Annotated in this window: 17 protein-coding genes; 10 read left to right on the forward strand and 7 right to left on the reverse strand. The window is 63.0% G+C overall.

Translation table 11 applies throughout. The features are described from left to right. Window positions 1-5 precede the first annotated feature (5 nt). Window positions 6-914 carry an NAD(P)-dependent oxidoreductase gene (locus BM374_RS28475; RefSeq protein WP_177248584.1) on the reverse strand — a complete coding sequence of 303 codons (909 nt, stop codon included), beginning with the start codon at window positions 912-914 and terminating at the stop codon, window positions 6-8. A 221-nt stretch (window positions 915-1,135) separates the two neighbouring features. Between BM374_RS28475 and BM374_RS28480 the strand changes: the two genes are divergently transcribed. From BM374_RS28480 to BM374_RS28505, 6 genes are all read left to right on the forward strand, one after another. Beyond that, on the forward strand, window positions 1,136-2,071 hold the full coding sequence (locus BM374_RS28480; protein ID WP_244552723.1) for an ABC transporter substrate-binding protein: 936 nt from the start codon (window positions 1,136-1,138) through the stop codon (window positions 2,069-2,071). A gap of 76 nt (window positions 2,072-2,147) precedes the next feature. Continuing rightward, entirely contained in the window at window positions 2,148-3,842 is a 1,695-nt protein-coding gene (ilvD, locus tag BM374_RS28485; protein WP_092300153.1) for a dihydroxy-acid dehydratase, read from the forward strand. A gap of 124 nt (window positions 3,843-3,966) precedes the next feature. Then, window positions 3,967-4,812 carry an ABC transporter ATP-binding protein gene (locus tag BM374_RS28490; protein ID WP_092300156.1) on the forward strand — a complete coding sequence of 282 codons (846 nt, stop codon included), beginning with the start codon at window positions 3,967-3,969 and terminating at the stop codon, window positions 4,810-4,812. Window positions 4,813-4,826: 14 nt separating this feature from the next. After that, complete coding sequence (locus BM374_RS28495) at window positions 4,827-5,594, forward strand: ABC transporter permease (RefSeq protein ID WP_092300159.1); 768 nt, start codon at window positions 4,827-4,829, stop codon at window positions 5,592-5,594. Beyond that, the gene (locus tag BM374_RS28500; protein ID WP_092300162.1) at window positions 5,591-6,358 is read left to right on the forward strand and encodes an ABC transporter permease; all 768 of its coding nucleotides are present in this window, start codon (window positions 5,591-5,593) and stop codon (window positions 6,356-6,358) included. Before BM374_RS28495 ends, BM374_RS28500 begins: the two co-directional genes overlap by 4 nt. Before the next feature lie 37 nt (window positions 6,359-6,395). Beyond that, entirely contained in the window at window positions 6,396-7,442 is a 1,047-nt protein-coding gene (locus BM374_RS28505; RefSeq protein ID WP_092300166.1) for a 2,5-dihydroxypyridine 5,6-dioxygenase NicX family protein, read from the forward strand. On the opposite strand, the gene BM374_RS28510 is transcribed toward BM374_RS28505, so the two are convergent. Genes BM374_RS28510 through BM374_RS28530 form a run of 5 tightly spaced genes read right to left on the reverse strand, consistent with a single transcriptional unit; the run spans window position 7,439 to window position 13,146 of the window. Next, the gene (locus tag BM374_RS28510) at window positions 7,439-8,431 is read right to left on the reverse strand and encodes a 3-hydroxybutyryl-CoA dehydrogenase (protein ID WP_092300169.1); all 993 of its coding nucleotides are present in this window, start codon (window positions 8,429-8,431) and stop codon (window positions 7,439-7,441) included. The genes BM374_RS28505 and BM374_RS28510 overlap by 4 nt on opposite strands. 3 nt (window positions 8,432-8,434) lie before the next feature. Further along, window positions 8,435-9,523, reverse strand: coding sequence for an NAD/NADP-dependent octopine/nopaline dehydrogenase family protein (locus tag BM374_RS28515; protein WP_092300172.1), 1,089 nt, complete (start codon window positions 9,521-9,523; stop codon window positions 8,435-8,437). Further along, window positions 9,520-11,046, reverse strand: a complete 1,527-nt coding sequence (locus BM374_RS28520) for a class I adenylate-forming enzyme family protein (protein ID WP_092300175.1) — start codon at window positions 11,044-11,046, stop codon at window positions 9,520-9,522. The genes BM374_RS28515 and BM374_RS28520 overlap by 4 nt, the downstream gene beginning before the upstream one ends. Before the next feature lie 2 nt (window positions 11,047-11,048). Continuing rightward, the gene (locus BM374_RS28525; RefSeq protein WP_092300178.1) at window positions 11,049-12,338 is read right to left on the reverse strand and encodes an acyl-CoA dehydrogenase family protein; all 1,290 of its coding nucleotides are present in this window, start codon (window positions 12,336-12,338) and stop codon (window positions 11,049-11,051) included. A gap of 7 nt (window positions 12,339-12,345) precedes the next feature. Next, window positions 12,346-13,146 carry an alpha/beta fold hydrolase gene (locus BM374_RS28530; protein ID WP_244552715.1) on the reverse strand — a complete coding sequence of 267 codons (801 nt, stop codon included), beginning with the start codon at window positions 13,144-13,146 and terminating at the stop codon, window positions 12,346-12,348. A gap of 212 nt (window positions 13,147-13,358) precedes the next feature. On the opposite strand from BM374_RS28530, the gene BM374_RS28535 reads away from it, so the two are divergent. The 4 genes from BM374_RS28535 (at window position 13,359) to BM374_RS28550 (ending at window position 18,757) form a co-directional block, all read left to right on the forward strand. Continuing rightward, window positions 13,359-14,120 carry an SDR family NAD(P)-dependent oxidoreductase gene (locus tag BM374_RS28535; protein ID WP_092300184.1) on the forward strand — a complete coding sequence of 254 codons (762 nt, stop codon included), beginning with the start codon at window positions 13,359-13,361 and terminating at the stop codon, window positions 14,118-14,120. Between the two features lie 41 nt (window positions 14,121-14,161). Beyond that, entirely contained in the window at window positions 14,162-14,998 is an 837-nt protein-coding gene (locus BM374_RS28540) for an enoyl-CoA hydratase family protein (protein WP_092300188.1), read from the forward strand. A gap of 100 nt (window positions 14,999-15,098) precedes the next feature. After that, window positions 15,099-17,450, forward strand: coding sequence for a bifunctional salicylyl-CoA 5-hydroxylase/oxidoreductase (locus BM374_RS28545; protein ID WP_092300192.1), 2,352 nt, complete (start codon window positions 15,099-15,101; stop codon window positions 17,448-17,450). A 56-nt stretch (window positions 17,451-17,506) separates the two neighbouring features. Continuing rightward, complete coding sequence (locus BM374_RS28550) at window positions 17,507-18,757, forward strand: flavin-dependent oxidoreductase (protein ID WP_092300195.1); 1,251 nt, start codon at window positions 17,507-17,509, stop codon at window positions 18,755-18,757. 7 nt (window positions 18,758-18,764) lie between these two features. On the opposite strand, the gene BM374_RS28555 is transcribed toward BM374_RS28550, so the two are convergent. Continuing rightward, window positions 18,765-19,223, reverse strand: coding sequence for a cupin domain-containing protein (locus tag BM374_RS28555; protein WP_092300198.1), 459 nt, complete (start codon window positions 19,221-19,223; stop codon window positions 18,765-18,767). Window positions 19,224-19,233: the final 10 nt, after the last annotated feature.

Raw genomic sequence — 19,233 nt, forward strand, 5'->3', positions numbered from 1 at the left:
TCAATTCAGCGGTCGGTGCCGGAGAGCTTGTAGATCTCCAAAGCGTCCGCCTCTGCACCGCGTGCAGCCTTGGCCAGCCTGAAGATCTGGCCCGCAAGCGTCGCCATCGGCACCGGCGTCGATGTCGCCTGGGCGACGTCAGCGACCGTGTCGAGGTCCTTCAGCATCGTCGCGATGTGGCCGAGCGGCGGCGAATGGATACCGTGGACCATGCGCGGGACAAAGAGCTGGAGCGGGATCGAATCTGCAAAACCGCCAGCGAGTGCCTCCGGTAGTCGGCTTGCGTCGATTCCCGCATTCGAGGCAAGGCGCGTCGCCTCCGCAAGCACGGCCATTGCGCACCCAACGATCACCTGGTTGCAGAGTTTTGTCGTCTGTCCCGCACCGGTCGGACCCATATGGGTGAACCTGTGCGCCATGGTCAGCGCATAAGGCCGCACCCTCTCGATATCAGCTGCTTCTCCACCGGCCATGATGGCCAACGTGCCTTCTTCGGCGCCCTTGGTGCCGCCGGACACCGGCGCATCGATCCAGCCCATCCCGTTCGCCGCTTTCAATCGTGCCGCAAGCTCGCGCGCGGCGTCTGGGTGGATCGACGAGAAATCGACTACGAGCTTGCCTGCGCCGGGAGCGGCTGCAAGACCCTCCGGCCCGAAGACCACCTGTTCGATGGCGGCGGCATCGGTTAGGCACATGAAGGCGATGTCGCAGTTTGCCAAGAGGTCGCGAGGCGTGTGAGCGCGCTTGGCGCCGGCCTCGACGAGCGGAGCGACCTTGTTTTCCGAACGGTTCCAGACGTTGACGTGATAACCGGCCTTGAGCAGCCGACGGGTCATCGGCGTTCCCATCAGCCCCAGGCCGAGATATCCGAGCCTCTCGCCGCCTTGCGGGTTTGTCTTGCTCGCATCAGCCATGGGTTGCCTCCTTCTGTCGCGGCGCAGCGCCGCGCGACCGCTTCGCACCATACAGAACGCATCCCGCAGCGAAACCAGCCGGCACGCATGGCTTGCCTGACTGTTTGAACCATGAAACATTTGAGCCGGTCGGGTTGGTGGCGTCGGTCGGCGCCGGAGCAACGGAGCGGGCGATGCGGGCAGTTTCGCGGTGGATACTGGTAGGAGGGGCCGTGGCGGCCATGATCGCTGGCGCAAGCCCCTCACTGGCGCAGCAGACTATCCGCGTGGGCTGGACCATCCCGGCCGAGGAATCCAAATACTGGATGATGCGCAGGCCGGCCGAATTTCCCGATATCGGTAAGACCTACAAAATCGAATGGACCCAATTTCAGGGCACTGCGCCGATGACGCAGGCACTGGCGGCCGGCGCTCTGGATTGCGCGACGCAGGCGCCGCTGTCGCTTGCCAACGGCGTGGTCGGCGGCAATCTCAAGGCCTACATCGTGGCGCAGCACGTCTTCGAGAAGCCCGGTGGCTTCTCGGTCTACTGGGCGGTCATGGATGACTCCCCAATCAAGGCGATTGCCGATCTCAAGGGCAAGACAGTCGGCATTTCCGTGATCGGCGGCGGCACGCAAGGCCCGTTCAACCTGCTGCTGAAGCAGAACGGTGTCGATCCCGCCAAAGACATCAAGCTGGTCGAGGTCGGCTTTGCCGTCTCCGAGGATGCGTTGCGCCAGGGCCGGGTCGATGCTGTCAATATGAACCAGCCTTTTGCGGCCCGGGCGGAAGCCAAGGGCGGTACTCGCAAATTGTTCTCGCTGTCGCAGGCGATGCCGAACATAGTGCACATCCTGGAGGCCTGTCGCGCAGATTTCGTCGACAAGAATCCTGAGGTGGTCAAGGCCTATGTCCGCGACATCACATCGGGCATGAAGAAGGCGCTGGCGAACCGTGAAGAGACGCTGAAGGTGGTCAATGAAGTTCTGAAAGCACCCATTCCAGTGCTCGACACCTACCTGCTCAAGGATAATGATTTCGGCCGCGATCCCGGTGCTGCGCCGAATTTCCCGGCGATCCAGAAGATGCTCGACATTTATGCGGATACGGGGATGCTGCCGAAGCTGGATGTCGCGCAGTTCAAGCATCCGACGATCGTCGCGCCCCTGCAATAGGCGATCGGGCGGTTCGTAGATCCACGGAGCGCCATGTCCCGTCAGGTGCGGGACATGGCATGAAGATGATGCGCTCATGAAGAAGTTGCGATCACGAATAACGACGGACGGGCTCGACCGGGCTCCGCACCGCGCCTTCATGCGCGCCATGGGGCTTGATGATGCGGCCATCGCCAAGCCGATGGTGGGCATTGTCAGCATGAAGGGCGAACAGACGCCCTGCAACATGACGCATGATTTCCAGGTGGCCGCGGCCAAGATCGGAATCGAGGAGGCCGGTGGCACGCCGCGCGAATTTTCGACCATCTCGGTCTCGGACGGCATCAGCATGAATCACGAGGGGATGAAGTTCTCCCTGTTCTCGCGTGAGTTGATCGCCGACTCCATCGAAGCCGTCGTTCACGGCCTCGCCTATGATGCGCTGATTGGATATGGCGGATGCGACAAGACGCTGCCCGGCGTGATGATGGGCATGGTTCGTTGCAACGTGCCATCGATCTTCATCTATGGTGGCAGCTCGCTTCCGGGTCGCGTGGACGGGCGAACGCTGACGGTGCTCGACTCCTACGAGGCTGTCGGCAGCTTCATGACCGGAGAGATCGACGCCGCGACACTCGAGCGGATCGAGCGCGCCTGCCTGCCGACCATCGGCGCCTGCGCCGGCCAGTTCACCGCGAACACCATGGGAATGGTTTCGGAGGCGATGGGCCTGACCATCCCCAACGTGTCGATGGTGCCCGGCGTCTATGCCGAGCGCGCGCAGATCTCGCGTCGCGCCGGACGGCTGGTCATGGAGATGCTGGCGAGTGGGGGGCCGCTGCCGCGCGATATCGTGACACGACGATCACTGGAAAACGGTGCGGCGATCGTTGCTGCGACGGGCGGCTCGACCAATGCCGCACTGCATCTGCCGGCGCTTGCGAACGAGGCCGGCATCGCATTCACGATCGACGATGTCGGCGAGGTCTTCGCCCGGACCCCGTTGATCGGCAACTTGCGTCCCGGGGGGAAGTACACGGCAAAAGACGTCTACGACGTTGGCGGCGCGGCCGTCGTGATCCGTGAACTGATCCAGAGTGGGCATATCGATGGCAGCTGCCTCACCATCACAGGTCGTACGCTTGCGGAAGAATACGGCGCGGCCAACGCGCCCGATGGTGAGGTTGTTTACGCTGCCCGCGCGCCGATCATGCCTGACGGTGGTGTTGCGGTGTTGAAGGGCAATCTCTGTCCCGACGGCGCGGTCATCAAGGTTGCTGGTCTGAAGAGCCAACTTTTCGAGGGCGTGGCCCGGGTGTTCGAGGACGAGGAGGCCTGCGTCGCAGCTGTTCGCGACCGCAGTTACAAGGCCGGCGAAGTCTTGGTGATCCGCAATGAAGGGCCGGTGGGTGGTCCCGGCATGCGTGAGATGCTCGGCGTCACCGCGCTGATCTATGGACAGGGCATGGGTGAGAAGGTGGCTCTCGTCACTGATGGTCGATTCTCAGGCGCCACGCGCGGCATGTGTATCGGCTACGTATCGCCGGAAGCATTCGTCGGCGGTCCCTTGGCGCTCGTCCGCAATGGCGACAGGATCCGGATTGATGCTGCCGGCCGTCGCATGGACCTGCTGGTCGACGAACCAGAGATCGCTGCACGCCGCCGCGATTGGAAGCAGCGTTCGCCGCGTCATCGCGCCGGAGCTTTGGCGAAATATGCGCGTCTGGTCGGTCAAGCACCCGGCGGAGCCGTCACGCATGAAGGGCCCGCGGAGTGGCCGTGGTTTGATTGAGGGACCGCGCGCGTAACAAGATGGCGGAGTGTTTGGCAGGTTTCTTGCTAAGATCGTGCTCTGAGTGAGGACGTTCAGCTGAGCCGTTGCGTGACATTCGGCCGTAGGTGACGCGAGAGACGGGATGAAGGTAGTGCCTTCGAGATCGAGTGAATGGGTGAGACCGGTGACATCACAAAGGCCGGCTTCTACGATCATCGGGATCGATCGCGTCTCGCAGGTCTTCCAGACCTCGACGCGCAAAGACCACGTGGCCCTCTCGGATATCTCCCTGACGATTGACGAGGGCGCATTCGTCTCCATTCTCGGCCCCTCCGGCTGTGGCAAGTCGACGCTGCTTTACATCGTCGGAGGATTTGTCAGCCCAACCAGGGGCACGGCGAGGATGAAGGGACAGCCGATCACGGGTCCCGGTCCGGATCGCGGTCCGGTGTTCCAGGAATTCGCGCTGTTCCCATGGAAGACCGTGCTCGGCAACGTGATGTATGGCCCGCGCCAGCAAGGCGTGCGAGCAACGGAAGCAGAAGCGCAGAGCCGCATGCTGATCCAGATGGTCGGCCTCAAAGGCTACGAGAATTTCTACCCGAAGGAACTGTCGGGCGGCATGAAGCAGCGCGTCGCGCTGGCCCGGACGCTCGCCTATCATCCCGAAGTCCTGCTGATGGACGAGCCGTTCGGTGCGCTCGATGCTCATACCCGGACGCGTCTCCAGAACGATCTCTTGAATATCTGGGAGCGTGACCGCAAGACGGTGCTGTTCGTCACCCACTCAGTTGATGAAGCCGTCTTCCTGTCCGATAAGGTCGTGATGATGTCGAAATCCCCCGGTCGCATCCGGGAAGTCATCGATATCGATCTGCCGCGACCGCGGCGCCGCAACGAACTGTTACTGGATCCGCGGTACCAGAAGTACGTCGTCGAGATCGAGCGCATGTTCGATGAAAGCGACGAAGTGGGGTCGGCATCTTGATCTCGGCAGATGTCATGACCAGACGTGCTGCACCCGTGCTGGCTTGCGTGGGTTTGTTGGCGGTGTGGCAGATCGCCTCGCTCGCGTTGGAGAGCGATAGTTTCCCAACTGCGCTTGAAGCGATCCGGACGATACCGGACATCCTCGGCGACAAGGAATCCCTGATCAATATCCTGGCGTCACTCCGTCGCATGACGATCGGGTTCGGCATCGCGGTACTGGTTTCGATTCCGCTCGGCCTGTCGATGGGCCGCAGCCGGGCTGTCGCGGCCTTCTTCAACCCGCTGCTCATGGTAGTCTACCCGGTGCCGAAGGCGGCATTGATGCCGATCATCATGCTGTGGCTCGGTGTCGGGGACATTACTAAGACGCTGGTGATCTTCCTCGGCGTCAGCCTTCCCGTAATCTATCACAGCTTTGAGGGTGCCAAGGCCGTCGAGGAGAAGATGCTATGGTCGGGCGCGGCGATGGGACTCTCGCCTTTGCAGCGCCTGGTCCGGATTGTGTTGCCTGCCGCGCTTCCGGAAATCCTGACCGGATGCCGCACCGGGCTGGTGCTGGCACTGATCACGATGATCACAAGCGAGATGATTGCGCGCCAGTCGGGAGCGGGGAACATCCTGTTCAACGCGCTTGATATGGGCCAGTACGACACGGTCTACGCAATGATCATCATCGTCGGTGCGATGGGCATTTGCCTCGATGCGGCGTTCGAGCGCATTCGTGCAAGGCTCGTGCGCTGGTCTGAACCGCAGTTCGACATGCCGCTCAGTTTCTCATGATGCCGCGTTCTCTCTCAGCAAACCTCATCTTCGGGCTGACGCCAATCACACTGGTGATCGCGCTGTGGCAAGGCCTCGTCTCGCTCGGCTTCGCGCCTGTAGTCCTGCTGCCGCCGCCGGGGGTCGTCTTCGGCCGGCTGCTCCAGCAACTCGTGACCTGGACGTTCCAGCAGGAAATCGCGGCGACGCTGATCCGGCTGTTTGCGGGCTTCGCGATTGCGGTCGTGCTTGGCGTCAGTGTCGGTATTGCGGCCGCCGCCAGTCCTGCCATCAACGCCGTGGTTCGGCCGATCGTGCGGGTTTTGGCGCCATTGCCGAAGGTCGCCCTCTATCCGGCACTGCTGCTGTTGCTTGGTTTCGGCCACGGGTCGAAGATCACTCTGGTGAGCGCGGATGCGCTCTTTCCCATCCTGCTCTCTACCTATTACGGGGCTTCGACCGTGGAGCAGAAGCTGATCTGGTCGGCGATGGCGGCGGGAACGCCGCGGTATGACATCCTGTTCAAGGTCGTGTTGCCTGCAGCGATGCCGTCGATCCTGACCGGATGTCGCATCGGCCTTGTCATTTCCTGCATCGTGGTGTTTCTGGCCGAGATGATCACGTCGACGGACGGCCTCGGCCATGCGCTCGTGACGGCGGCTCGGACGTTCCAGGCGGTCGACATGTTCGTGCCGCTGATTACGATCTCGCTGCTCGGATTGATCCTGAATGCCTTGTTGGGAGCCGTGCGATCGTACCTCCTGCGGGGCTTTCCAGAGGCATGAGCTGACGAACAAGAAACCAGAAGACCGGGAGTGAACCATGCTGGCTGATCGCATCGAGGCAAAATGGATTGACGCGTTTTGCGAAATCTTTGAGCGTTGCGCCGTCAACGCCGGCGATACTGCGGCGATACTTTCGGAAACCCAGTCGCGCGCGCTCAACGTACATCTGGCGGAGCTCGCGCTGCTGCGCATGGGCGCGCGGCCGTTTCACGTCGTGATGCCGACGCCGCGCAACCGGAACATCGTTCCCGTTCGCTCGACAGGGGCCAGCGAGGCGATCCAGAAGCTCGGTCCCGTGATCAGCGCGCTTCAGCAGGCGGGGTTTGTGGTCGATTGCACCATCGAGGGCCTGATGCATGCGGCGGAGACGCCCGAGATCCTGAAGGCCGGTGCGCGTATCCTGGTGATCTCCAACGAGCATCCCGAGGCGCTGGAGCGGATGGTGCCGGATCCGATGCTCGAGAAGCGCGTGCGCGCCGCGGCGAAGATGCTGCGCGGGACCAAACGAATGCGGGTCACTTCGAAGGCCGGCACGGCGCTCGATGTGGACATGGTCGGCGCTTCGACGGTCGGTGTGTGGGGCTGGACCGACAAGCCGGGTACGCTGGCACATTGGCCGGGGGGTATCGTCGTCAGCTTCCCAAAGAGTGGGACGATCAATGGCACGCTGGTGATGGCGCCCGGCGATATTAATCTCACGTTCAAGCGCTACCTGGCGTCGCCCGTGAAGATGACCTTGAAAGACGATTACATCGTCGAGCTGGAAGGCGAGGGCACGGACGCGGCGATGATGCGCGCTTATCTCGCCGCCTGGGGGGACCGCGAGGCTTATGCCGTGTCGCATGTCGGCTTCGGCATGAATCCGGGTGCTCGCTATGAGGCGCTGTCGATGTATGACCAGCGCGACACCAACGGGACTGAGATTCGTGCGGTCTCCGGCAACTTCCTGTTTTCGACCGGCGCCAATGAATTCGCCGGCCGCTACACCGCGGGGCATTTCGACCTGCCGATGATGGGAACGACCATCGAGCTCGATGGCGTCGCGGTGGTCCGCGAAGGTGTCCTCCAGGATATCTTCGGCTAGCCGCGGTCGGTAACCGGCGGGCGGGCAAGGTCGAAGTGCCGAAGCAGGTCGACCATGGCCTGGAGCCGTTTCGCGCGATAGGCGTCGACGTCCATGCCCGAGTAATCGAGGAAGCCTGCGCCGGTGCGCAAGCCGATCCGGCCTTCGTGCATGTTGCGAGAGATGACGTCTGGCGCCCGGTAGCGGTCGCTGCCGAGTGCGCGCTCGAGGTAGCGGCTGGCGTAGTACAGAATGTCCCCTCCGCCCCAATCGATGAACTCGAGCAGTCCGAGCACGGCATAGCGGAAGCCGAACCCGTAGCGGATCGCTTTGTCTATCTCTTCCGCGCTGGCGACGCCTTCCTCGACCATGCGCGCGGCCTCATTCATGGCGAGGGCCTGGATTCGCGGGACAATGAAGCCGGGCGTCGCCGCACAGACCACCGGCACCTTGCCGATGCCTTCAAGCAGGGCCTTCACTTCATCGACGACGGTTGGGTCCGTGGCTTTGCCAGGTGACACTTCCACGAGCGGAATCAGATAGGCCGGGTTGAGCCAGTGCACATTGAGGAAGCGGCAAGGATTCAGGATTGCGCCGGAGAGATCGTCGACCAGGATGGTTGACGTCGTCGATGCAATGACCGTGTTGGGGCCGACCTGTCTCGAAGCCGCCGCGAGCACCTCGCGCTTGAGCTCGACGATCTCAGGAACGCCCTCGAACACAATTCCGGCTCCGGACAGCGCGGCGCCGCTTTGGTTCGCCGGCACCACCGAAACCCGAGCGATGAGCGGATCGACGTCTGCCTCAGCCAGCAGCCCCAGCTTCGAGAGGCTGACAAAAGTCTTCCTGACTTCGCCGAGCGCGTCCGCCTCCAGTCTGGCGAAATCTTCCTCCGCGCGCGCCTTGATGTCGATCATCGTGACCGTATGCCCCGCATAGGCGAACGCGACGGCGATGCCGCGGCCCATGCGACCAGCCCCGAGGCAGGCAATGTTGGCGCGTCGGGCCATCAGTCAGAATCCTTCGCGAAGCAGTGTTTGCAATTCAGCCTTGTGAAGCTTGCCAAGCCCCAAGGTCTCCAACGTGCGGCCGCCTTGCGCAAAATCCTCGCCACAGATTGCGCTGCCGATGGCGAGGAACGCCTTGGCGAGCGGCGTGCCCACGCCCGCCAGCCCGGCGACGGACACCAGCAGCGATAGTCCCAGCCTCAAATCCTCGCGCATGTAGCGGTGCTCGGTCAGCACGATCCGCTCCCGCCAGTCGCCGGAGTCCGTCAGGCGATCATGCGAGCCGCGGCCGTACATCCAGATCTCGCCTTCATTGGCGTAGTGATGAGCGAGCGGAAAGTGTGGAGCGCCATATCCAAGCGCTTCGCGCACCGCGATCCGCTCTGCATCCAGTGCATCCGTCACCCGCCGGATCGAAGGCTGCGTGCCCTCCTTGTGAATGTCCCATCGCTCAAAGTGCTCGATCGGGCCAGCGTTCATTACGATCAGCGGTGGATGAATGATGGGTCCTGCGTTCATCAGCGCACCGGATAGCGCGTCACCGCACGGCTCGATCACATCCGGGAAAGCGCGTCCGATCACCTCCAGGGCGTGAGGTGCCTGGTGGAGCGGGAAAACGCCGACCGGTAGCCGCTTGGCGCGGATGGTGATCGCGACCTCGAACGAGCCATGCTTGCGGGTCAGCCATGGCAGCGTGCCAGTTTCAGCGAAGCTTGCTTTGGCAGGGTTGCCGGCGTTCCGTACAGCTTGCGCGAAGATCATCGAGCCGAAGGTGGCGGGCGGCAGAAACACGACTTGGCCGTCCCGGAGGTGAGGGGCAAGCTGGCGGGCGATATGCGGCTGAGCAAAGGCAGGAGCAGGACACAGGACCAGCTCGACCCCGCTCACGGCTTCGGCGATGTCGGTGGTCACCAATGCTAGCTTCACGTCGTGACGCCCGTTGTGATCCTTCACAACGATGCGTGAGCCGGCGGCACGGTGTGCATCGACCTGTCCTGCGTCGCGGCGCCAAAGCCTGATCTCATGCCCCGACAGCGCAAAATCGCCGGCGGCCGCGAAGGAACCGTTTCCCCCACCCAGAACCGCAATCCTCAAGATACTTCTCCTTGCGCGCGCGATTGCGCATCAAGCTGCTTCAGCAGGAAGTGCTGGACCTTGCCGAGCGCGGTGCGCGGCAAGTCGGCGACGAAAACGATGTCGCGCGGAACCTTGTAGCGGGCGAGCTGGGCCTGAACGTGCGCTCTCAGCTCGTCCGCTTCGAGCCGGCAGCCAGATCGCCGGATGACATAGGCGACCGGGACCTCTTCCCAGCGGGGGTCCGGCCTTCCGATCACGGCGCATTCGCTGACGTCTGGATGTTCCAGCAGGACGCGCTCGACCTCGGCCGGGTAGATGTTCTCGCCGCCTGAAATGATCATGTTCTTCTTGCGATCGCGAACCCAGAAATAGCCGTCGGCATCGCACAGGCCGATATCGCCGGTGCGATACCAGCCGTCGTGCAGCGCGTCGCGCGTCGCATCCGCATTGCCCCAATATTCGAAGAATACGTTCGGGCCACGTACCGCGATTTCGCCGGGCGTGCCCGCGGGCACTTCATGGCCGGCCTGATCGATCACCTTCGCTTCGCAGCAGAGGCCGGAGAGTCCGGTCGATCCCGTGCGCGACAGGTCGCCGCCGAGGCGGGTATAGACGGCGATAGGGCAGGTTTCCGTCGAGCCGTAAACCTGGAGCACAGGCACGCCGCGCGCGACGAAGCGGTCGATCAGGTGCGGCGGCACGATGGTCGAGCCGGTGGCGACGGCTTTCAGCGAAGAGAGATCAGTCGTTGCCCAAGCGGGGTGCTCGCTGACGGCCTGGATGATCGCCGGCACCATCACCGTAAGCGTCGGGCGTTCTCGCTCGATGGTCGCGAGCGCCGTATCAGGCGCGAAGCGGGCATGGATCGTGACGGTCGCGCCAAGCTGGAGCGCCGCCGTTGTCTGAATGTTGAGACCGCCGACGTGGAAGAACGGCAGCACCGTCAGCACGTGATCGTCAGACGTCATGTTGTGCATGTGCTGGCTCATGACGCCGTTCCACAACAGCGCCTCCTGGCGCAGCACTGCTCCTTTCGGCCGACCAGTCGTGCCTGACGTGTAGACGATGAGCAGCGGACAGGACAGATCGGTGTGCGGGTTGCGGCCGCTGCTTTCCTTGTGTGCCAGCAAGCTTTCGAAGGCCGTGCCGAGCGGTGGTACGAAATCAAGGCCGACAACAGCAGTCCCCAACGCAAGTTTAGGAAGAACTCCAGCAAAGGCCTGCTCGAGCACGAGCACCTTGGCGCCGGCGTCGTTGAGAATGAACAGCTGCTCGGCGACCGCCAGTCGCCAGTTCAGCGGCACCAGCATCGCGCCGAGCCGCGCGCAGGCATAGAGCAGGACCAGATAGTCCGGCCGGTTCAGGCTCAGGACCGCGACGCGGTCACCACGGCCGACGCCGAGTTCCTGCTTCAAGGCTGAGGCGGTCCGTTCGATGCGCTCCGCAAACGCCGCGTAGCTTAGCCGTTCGCCTTCGAAGGCAATGGCCGTCTTGTCTGGCGCAAATGCCGCGTTGCGATCGATCAGACTGCAGAGATCCACGGTCAATCGTCCGTTTCGCCGGCCTCGTATAGCGCCTCGCGACCGATCCGGTCGAGGCAGAGCTCCGCCGTCCAGGGCAGCATCAGCGAGCCGCAGCGGCTGTCGCGATAGATGCGCTCGAGCGGCAGGGAGCGGAGCATCGCCTGTCCGCCGCAGGTGCGGATCGCAAGTGCGGCGAGCTCATTGGCGCCTTCCATCACCGAATATTGCGCAGCATAGGCGCGCAGCACTTGCTCCTTGCTCGGATTGGCGCGCGCCTCGGTGACGGCCTGGAACCAGATCGCCTTGATCTGCTCCAGCTTGATCTGCATCTGCGCCACCGCGATCTGCTTGGTCGGGTACATTCGGCGCTTAACCGGTGGCATGCCCGGCACCTCCCCGCGCAGATAACGCACCGTGAAGTCGTAAGCGGCTTGTGCGAGGCCCATATAGGTTGGCGACAGGGTCAGGAACATGTGTGGCCAGCGCATTGCGGCCTGGAAATAAACCCCGCGCGGCATCAGCGCGGAATCCTCAGGCACGAACACGTCCTTGAACAGTAGCGTTCGCGAGACCGTTCCGCGCATGCCGAGCGGATCCCAATCGCCGACGACGGAAACGCCTTGCGACTTCGCTGATATCGCGAGGTAAAGCGTATTGCGGCGCGAGGCCTTCTCGCCTTCCTCGATCTCGGTGCAGAGCACCCCGTAATAGTCGGCGTGGCCGGACAGCGATGCAAAGATCTTCTTGCCGTTGACGATCCAGCCGCCGTCGACAGGCTTTGCCTCCGTGCCGAAGGCAGCGCCGCCGGCCGCTGCCGCGCCGCCCTCGGAAAAGGGCTGCGAGTAGATTGCGCCATCTGCGACGATGCGCTTGCAATGGATGGCACGCCGCCGCTCATGCTCGGCGCGACTCTTCGCGTCCATATCGAGGTCATCGGCCAGAGGCCCGGACCACAGCGTCGAGCAGACATGCATGTTCCATGTCAGCGCGGTTGCGCCGCAATAGCGGCCGATCTCCGCGGCGGCCAGCGCATAGGTCTGGTAATTCGCGCCCAGCCCGCCGTGCTTCTTGGGGACAGCGATGCCGAGCAGACCGGCGCGATGAAGGTCACGATAGTTCTCGGTCGGGAACACGGCCTCGCGATCGTAAGCCGCGGCGCGGCCGGCGAAGACGCTCTGACCGATCTCGCGCGCCCGCGCGATGATGTTGGCTTGCTCCTCGCTCAGGCGGAAGGCCACGGGATCGAAGATCGGCGCATCGAGCACGACCTTGTCGGTTGCGCCGATGGTCTTGCTGACTTGCATGGTCATGGCGCAGTCATCCGTGTTTTGCGACGATGGAATCGAGGAAGCTGCCGAGCGCTTTGTCGAAGGCATCTGGTCGTTCAAGGTTGGCAAGATGGCCGACGCCGGGGAGTTCGACATATTCGGCCGCGGGAATATAGGTCGCCATCTTCGCCATCATTGGCGCAGGCGCATTATTGTCCTTGGAACCGGACAGCAGCAGGGTCGGCACGGAAATGTCCTTGAGCGTGCTGCGCTGATCGAAGCCGATCAAGGCGAGCATCATGGCGCGATAGCTTGCTTCGGGCACGCTTGCCATGCACTCGCGCGCAAGCTCCATTCCCTTGGGATCCGGATCATCGCCGACGAGCTCCTTCACCAGGGAAGGTGCGAGCGACTTCATCGTCTCGCCGCGATTGAGCGGGCCAAGCCGCGCTTCAATGAACGATTTCTGCCACTCGCCATCGGCCTTCCCGAACGCCGGGCTGGTTTGCGCGAGGACAACGGCGCGGACGAGTTTCGGCGATTGCGTCAACCATTTCTGGACGATCATCCCGCCAATGGAATGGCCGACCAGAATGGGCTTTGCCGCGCCGATCTGTTCGATGAATTGCTGGAGTGCATCTGCCAAGGCAGCGATGCTCACACGTGCGAGCGGCGCCGAGCGGCCATAGCCGGGCATGTCCCACGCAATCGCGTGGAAACGGTCGCCAAATGTAGCGAGCTGCAGCCGCCAGGCCCGTGCTGCGCCGCCAATCCCATGCAGGAAAATCAAGGGTGCTGCGCCCGGCTTGCCCGCGGCTTCATAGGCGAAACGCCCGTCTTTTGTTGTCATTGGCGCAGGCTGCGACACGCGACATCCTTTTGCTTGGCCAGGCGATGCTAACAGGCCTGCAGGGGATGAAAAGGCATAATTTTATACTTAAAGCAATTTTCGGGCCGGTCTCCCGCATACGGCATTCGCAGCGTCGAACGGCGCTTTCGTTGCAAAAACTTGAAGGTTAAAATATATCGAGGGAACGATCAGCAGAACCAGGGAGCAGGCGCATGTCCGGGTTGCCGCATTCGGCGCACGCGCTGGTGACCGGGGGAGGCCGCGGCATCGGCCGCGCGATTGCGACGTCCCTTGTCGGGGCTGGTGCCACTGTGACAGTGCTCGGCCGCAGCGCTGCTCCTCTCAAAGAGGCTGTCAACGCGGGCGGCGCGCACTATGCAGCTGTTGCCGATGTTTCGGACGAAACTGCGCTGAACGCAGCGGTCGCCGAAGCCCACGCACGAAAGCCGGTCGATATCCTGATCGCCAACGCCGGCACCGCCGAGTCCGCCCCATTTGCGAAATCGGACAGTGCTCTTTTTGCGCGCATGATGGACGTCAATTTCATGGGTGTTGTCCATGCCGCCCGCGCTGTGCTGCCCGGGATGAAGGATCGCCCGTATGGGCGCGTCGTCGCCATTGCATCGACGGCCGGGCTCAAAGGCTATGCCTATGTAAGCGCGTACGCGGCGGCGAAGCACGCCGTGATCGGTCTCGTGCGTTCGCTGGCTCTCGAGATGGCCGGCAGTAACGTCACCGTGAATGCGGTGTGCCCCGGCTTCACCGACACTGATCTGGTTGCCGGCAGCATCGACAACATCATGAAGAAGACCGGACGAACCCGCGAGCAGGCGATCGCCGAGCTCGCCAAGCACAATCCGCAAGGCCGCCTGATCACGCCACGAGAGGTAGCGAATGCGGTCCTCTGGCTGTGCAGCGAGGACGCTGGAGCGATCACTGGTCAGGCGATTGCAGTCGCCGGTGGCGAAATCTAGCGCGTTGCGCAGGCGCGGACCAAGGAAGCTAAGGAGATCGTATGAGCAGACCAGCCAATCCAGTCACCGTGCCGCTCGCGGATTATTCGCCGCAACACTTCCTGCTGGCCGTGGTCGATGGCATTGCGACCATAACGCTCAATCGTCCGGAACGGAAGAATCCGCTGACGTTCGAGAGCTATCGCGAGCTGACGGATTTCTTCCGCGCTTGCGCCTTCGACGATGCAGTCAAGTCGATCGTGGTCACCGGTGCCGGCGGCAATTTTTCATCCGGCGGCGATGTGTTCGAGATCATCGGCCCGCTGGTGAAGATGGATACCAAGGGGCTGACGGCGTTCACACGTATGACCGGCGACCTCGTCAAAGCGATGCGGGCCTGTCCGCAGCCGATCATGGCGGCGGTCGAGGGCATCTGCGCCGGCGCCGGCGCGATCATCGCCATGGCGTCCGACATGCGGCTCGCCGCGAGCGGAGCCAAGGTGGCGTTCCTGTTCAACAAGGTAGGGCTTGCCGGCTGCGACATGGGCGCCTGCGCAATCCTGCCGCGGATCATCGGCCAGTCCCGCGCATCCGAGCTCCTGTACACGGGTCGGTTCATGACAGCCGAGGAGGGCGAGCGGTGGGGATTCTTCAGCCGCATCGTGACGCCGGAGCAGGTGCTGCCTCAAGCGCAACTGCTCGCTAAACAGGTGGCGGAAGGGCCGAATTTCGCCAACACCATGACCAAGCGGATGCTGGCGATGGAATGGGCGATGTCGGTCGAGGAGGCAATCGAAGCGGAGGCGGTTGCTCAGGCCTTGTGCATGACGACAGCCGATTTCGAGCGCGCCTTCGAGGCTTTCGCCAACAAGGTCAAGCCGGACTTCAGGGGCGATTGAAGGGCGGCTTGTGGCCGCCGCCGCGGCAAAAGGGGGGCTTGCCAGAAATTATTTTAGGCTTAAAATAGTTTTCATGGCCGGGTGAATTGACGAGGCTCCAATGAAAGTCGCGATCATCGGCGGTGGACCTGCAGGTCTTTACGCAGCGATCCTGCTGAAGAAGCAGCGCCCGAGCGCCGACATCACCGTGTATGAGCGCAACCGCGCGGATGACACGTTTGGCTTTGGTGTGGTGTTCTCGGACGCTACGCTCGACAATTTCGAGAAGCACGATCTTCCGAGCTACCATCGCATCACCCAGGAATTCGCGTACTGGGACGATATCGCGGTCCATTTTCGCGGCACGGTGCACCGAGTCGGCGGCAATGGCTTTTGCGGTTGCTCGCGGCAAAAATTGCTCCTGATCCTGCAGGAGCGTGCACGCGAGCTGGGTGTCGGCCTGCATTTCGAAGTGGACATTGAGGAGGAGTCGCGCTTTGCCGATGCCGATCTCATCCTGCTCGCCGATGGCGTCAACAGCCGTTTCCGCGACAAATATGCCGAGCACTTCCAGCCGGAAGTCGACCTCCGCGCCAACAAGTTCGCATGGATGGGCTCGACCAGGCCGCTCGATGCTTTCACTTTCGTCTTCCAGGAGACGGAGTGGGGACCCTTCATCGCTCACGCCTACCAATATGAAGCCGGCCATTCGACCTGGATCTTTGAGACCGATCCAGACACGTTCGAACGCGCAGGATTGACGGGGCTGAACGAGACCCAGTCCGCCGCACGGATGGCCGAGATCTTCGGCTGGTTCCTTGATGGACACAAGCTGCTCACCAATCGCTCGATGTGGCGCAACTTTCCGATGATCCGCAGCAAGCGGTGGGTCAAGGACAACATGGTGCTGCTCGGCGACGCCAAGGCGAGCGCGCATTTCTCGATCGGTTCCGGGACCAAGCTCGCGATGGAGGATGCGATCGCGCTGGCCGAGGCAATGGCGAAGGCTCCCAGCATCGAAGCCGCGCTGGATATCTACGAGCACGGCCGCCGCGAGGAGGTCGAGAAGACCCAGCACGCTGCCGACGTCTCGCTGGTCTGGTTCGAGCACGTCGACCGTTTCTGGGATTTCGATCCCGTGCAATTCGCCTTTGGCGTGATGACGCGGTCGAAGGCGATCACCTACGACAATCTGAAGCTCCGTGCGCCCGATTTCGTGGCCGAGGTCGAAAAGTCGTTTGCCAAGCAACTTCAAGCCAACGGCTTCGACGTCAGCACAGACAAGCCGATGGTGCCGCTGTTCCAGCCGTTCCGCCTGCGTGCGATGGAAATTGCCAACCGCGCCGTGATGTCGCCGATGTGCATGTACTCGGCAAAGGAAGGCGTGCCGACCGACTTCCATCTGGTGCATTACGGCTCGCGTGCGATAGGTGGCGCCGGCCTGATCTTCACAGAGATGACCTGCGTCAGTCGCGACGCGCGAATTACACCCGGATGCGCCGGCTTGTGGAACGACGAGCAGGAGACGGCATGGCGCCGCATCGTCGATTTCGTCCATGCTAACTCCGCTGCGAAGATCTGCCTGCAACTCGGGCACGCCGGCCGCAAGGGCGCGACCAAGCTGATGTGGGACGGCATCGACCGCCCGCTGGACGAAGGCGGCTGGGACGTGGTCTCGGCATCGCCGCTGCCCTATTTCCCTGACAGCCGGGTGCCGCGCGAGCTTGATCGCGCCGGCATGAACGCGGTGAGAAACTCTTTCGTCGCGGCGGCCGAGCGCGGCGAGCGCTGTGGCTTTGACATGCTCGAGCTGCATTGCGCCCACGGCTATTTGCTCGCGAGCTTCATCTCGCCACTGACGAACACGCGTACCGACGAATATGGCGGCTCTCTCGAAAGCCGGCTGCGCTTCCCGCTCGAGATTTTCGAGGCGCTGCGGGCCGTGTGGCCCAAGCACAAGCCGATGTCGGTGCGCATTTCCGCGACTGACTGGGCGGATGGCGGCATTACTGGTGACGACGCAGTTGCCATTGCGCGGGCCTTCGCCGAGGCCGGCGTCGATCTGGTCGACGTGTCGACCGGCCAGACGGTACGCGATGCGCAGCCGGTCTACGGGCGCATGTTCCAGACGCCCTTTGCTGATCAGGTCCGCAATGAGGCGCGAGTGGCGACCATGTGTGTCGGCAACATCACAACAGCGGATCAGGCCAACACCATTCTGGCGGCCGGCCGGGCCGACCTGGTTGCGCTCGGGCGGCCACATCTGGTCGACCCTTTCTTCACCATGAAGGCGGCGGCCTGGTACGGCGCAGACGAGGCGTTCTGCCCGCCGCAATATCTGCCCGGAAAGGAGCAGATTTTCCGCAATAGCGTCCGCGACCGGCAGGATCTCGAGGAGCTACGCATTAAGGCTAAGCCCAAGACCCGGGCCGAGCTCAAGGCGGAGGCGACAAAGCCGCTTGCGGCGGAGTGACCGCCCGTGCGACCCTAACCCCATTGCCTGGCGTGTATCGAGTGGAGTTGAGGGCGATGAAGGCGATTATCGTCGGCGGTGGTATCGGTGGTCTCACCACGGCTTTGATGCTGCGAGCCCGTGGCCTCGGATGCGAGATTTTCGAGCAGTCCGATACGATCCGCGAGCTCGGCGTCGGCATCAACACGCTTCCGCACGCCATGCGCGAGCTTGCCAGTCTCGGCCTGCTGCAGAGGCTCGACGAGGTCGCGATCCGCACCGACCAGCTCTACTATCTCAACCGCCACGGCCAAGAGGTCTGGCGCGAAGCCCGCGGCATCGACGCCGGCCACGACGTGCCGCAATTCTCGATTCACCGCGGCCGTCTTCAGGGGGTCATCCATCGCGCCGTCGAGGAGCGGCTTGGGGCGGATACCATCCACACCGGTTGCCGCCTCGGCGCCTTCACGCAGGACGAGGGTGGTGTCACCGCCTATTTCTTCGACCGCACCGGCGCCCACATCCACACCGCGCGCGGCGACCTGCTGATCGGCGCCGACGGAATCCATTCACGTGTCCGCGAAACGCTGTTTCCGAACGAGGGGCCGCCGTGCTGGAACGGCCTGATGCTGTGGCGCGGCGCGCGTGACTGGCCGCTGTTTCTTACGGGCAAGTCGATGATCGTCGCCGGTGGCCTCAATGCCAAGGTGGTGATCTATCCGATCGCGGAGGGTTCGAGCTCAGCCAGCCGTCTCACCAATTGGGCGGTGCTGGTGAAAGTGGGCGAGGGCAACGCGCCGCCCCCACGGAAAGAAGACTGGTCGCGCCCGGGTCGGCGCGAGGAGCTGATGCCGCATGTCGCGCGCTTCTCCGTGCCTTACATCGACGTGAGGAGCCTGATCTCGGCCACGCCCGAATTCTACGAATATCCGACCTGCGATCGCGATCCCTTGCCCTATTGGTCGTCGGGTCGCGTCACGCTGCTCGGGGATGCCGCACATCCCATGTATCCGGTGGGTTCCAATGGAGCCTCGCAGGCGATCCTGGATGCGCGCTGCCTCGCCGACGCGCTGGTGCGCGCCGAGCATCCGCGACAGGCGCTAATGGAATACGAAAAGAAGCGACTGCCGATGACAGCGGATATCGTCCGCTCCAACAGGCGCGGCGGCCCGGAGGGCGTCATCGACGCCGTCGAGCAGCTCGCGCCCGATGGTTTTGACAATGTCGATAACGTGCTGAGCTATTCGCAGCGCGAGGCCATCGTGCGTGGCTACGCGACGAAGGCGGGATTCGCCGCAGTCCCAGGGCTCGCAGCAGTACGCGCTTAAATGGTCGCTAGCCGGCACCGGGCGGCGGCGGCAGGAAGTGGATGTTGAACTCGGCAGCCATGGCCACCACGTCCTCCGGCTTCTGCTCCTTCATGTTGTGAAGGCCCCAGAACAGGTCGAACAGCTTTTTGGTCGGCGAGACCCAGAACAGCACCTTTGCGGTCTGGTCCGACTTGTTGAAGATGCCGTGTGGCACGCCCATGCCGAGCCGGATCAGATCGCCGGGGGTCGCCTGCGCCTCCGAATTGCCGAGCACGAAGTCAAGCTTGCCCTCCAGCATGTAGAGATACTCATCCTGATCGGGGTGGATGTGCGGCGGCACGAACGTACCTGGCGGCAGCGTGGCGTGCCAGGAGAAGCTGTTCTCGGCGCAACTCTTAGGCACATAGGTCTGGCCGAGGATGTTCCAGGAGATGCCTTGGATCCCCTCATTGGCCCGCGTGATGCCCGTGATTTCGCTCTTCATTGCAGTTCTC

This window comes from Bradyrhizobium sp. Ghvi (assembly GCF_900115265.1).
Taxonomy (GTDB): domain Bacteria; phylum Pseudomonadota; class Alphaproteobacteria; order Rhizobiales; family Xanthobacteraceae; genus Bradyrhizobium.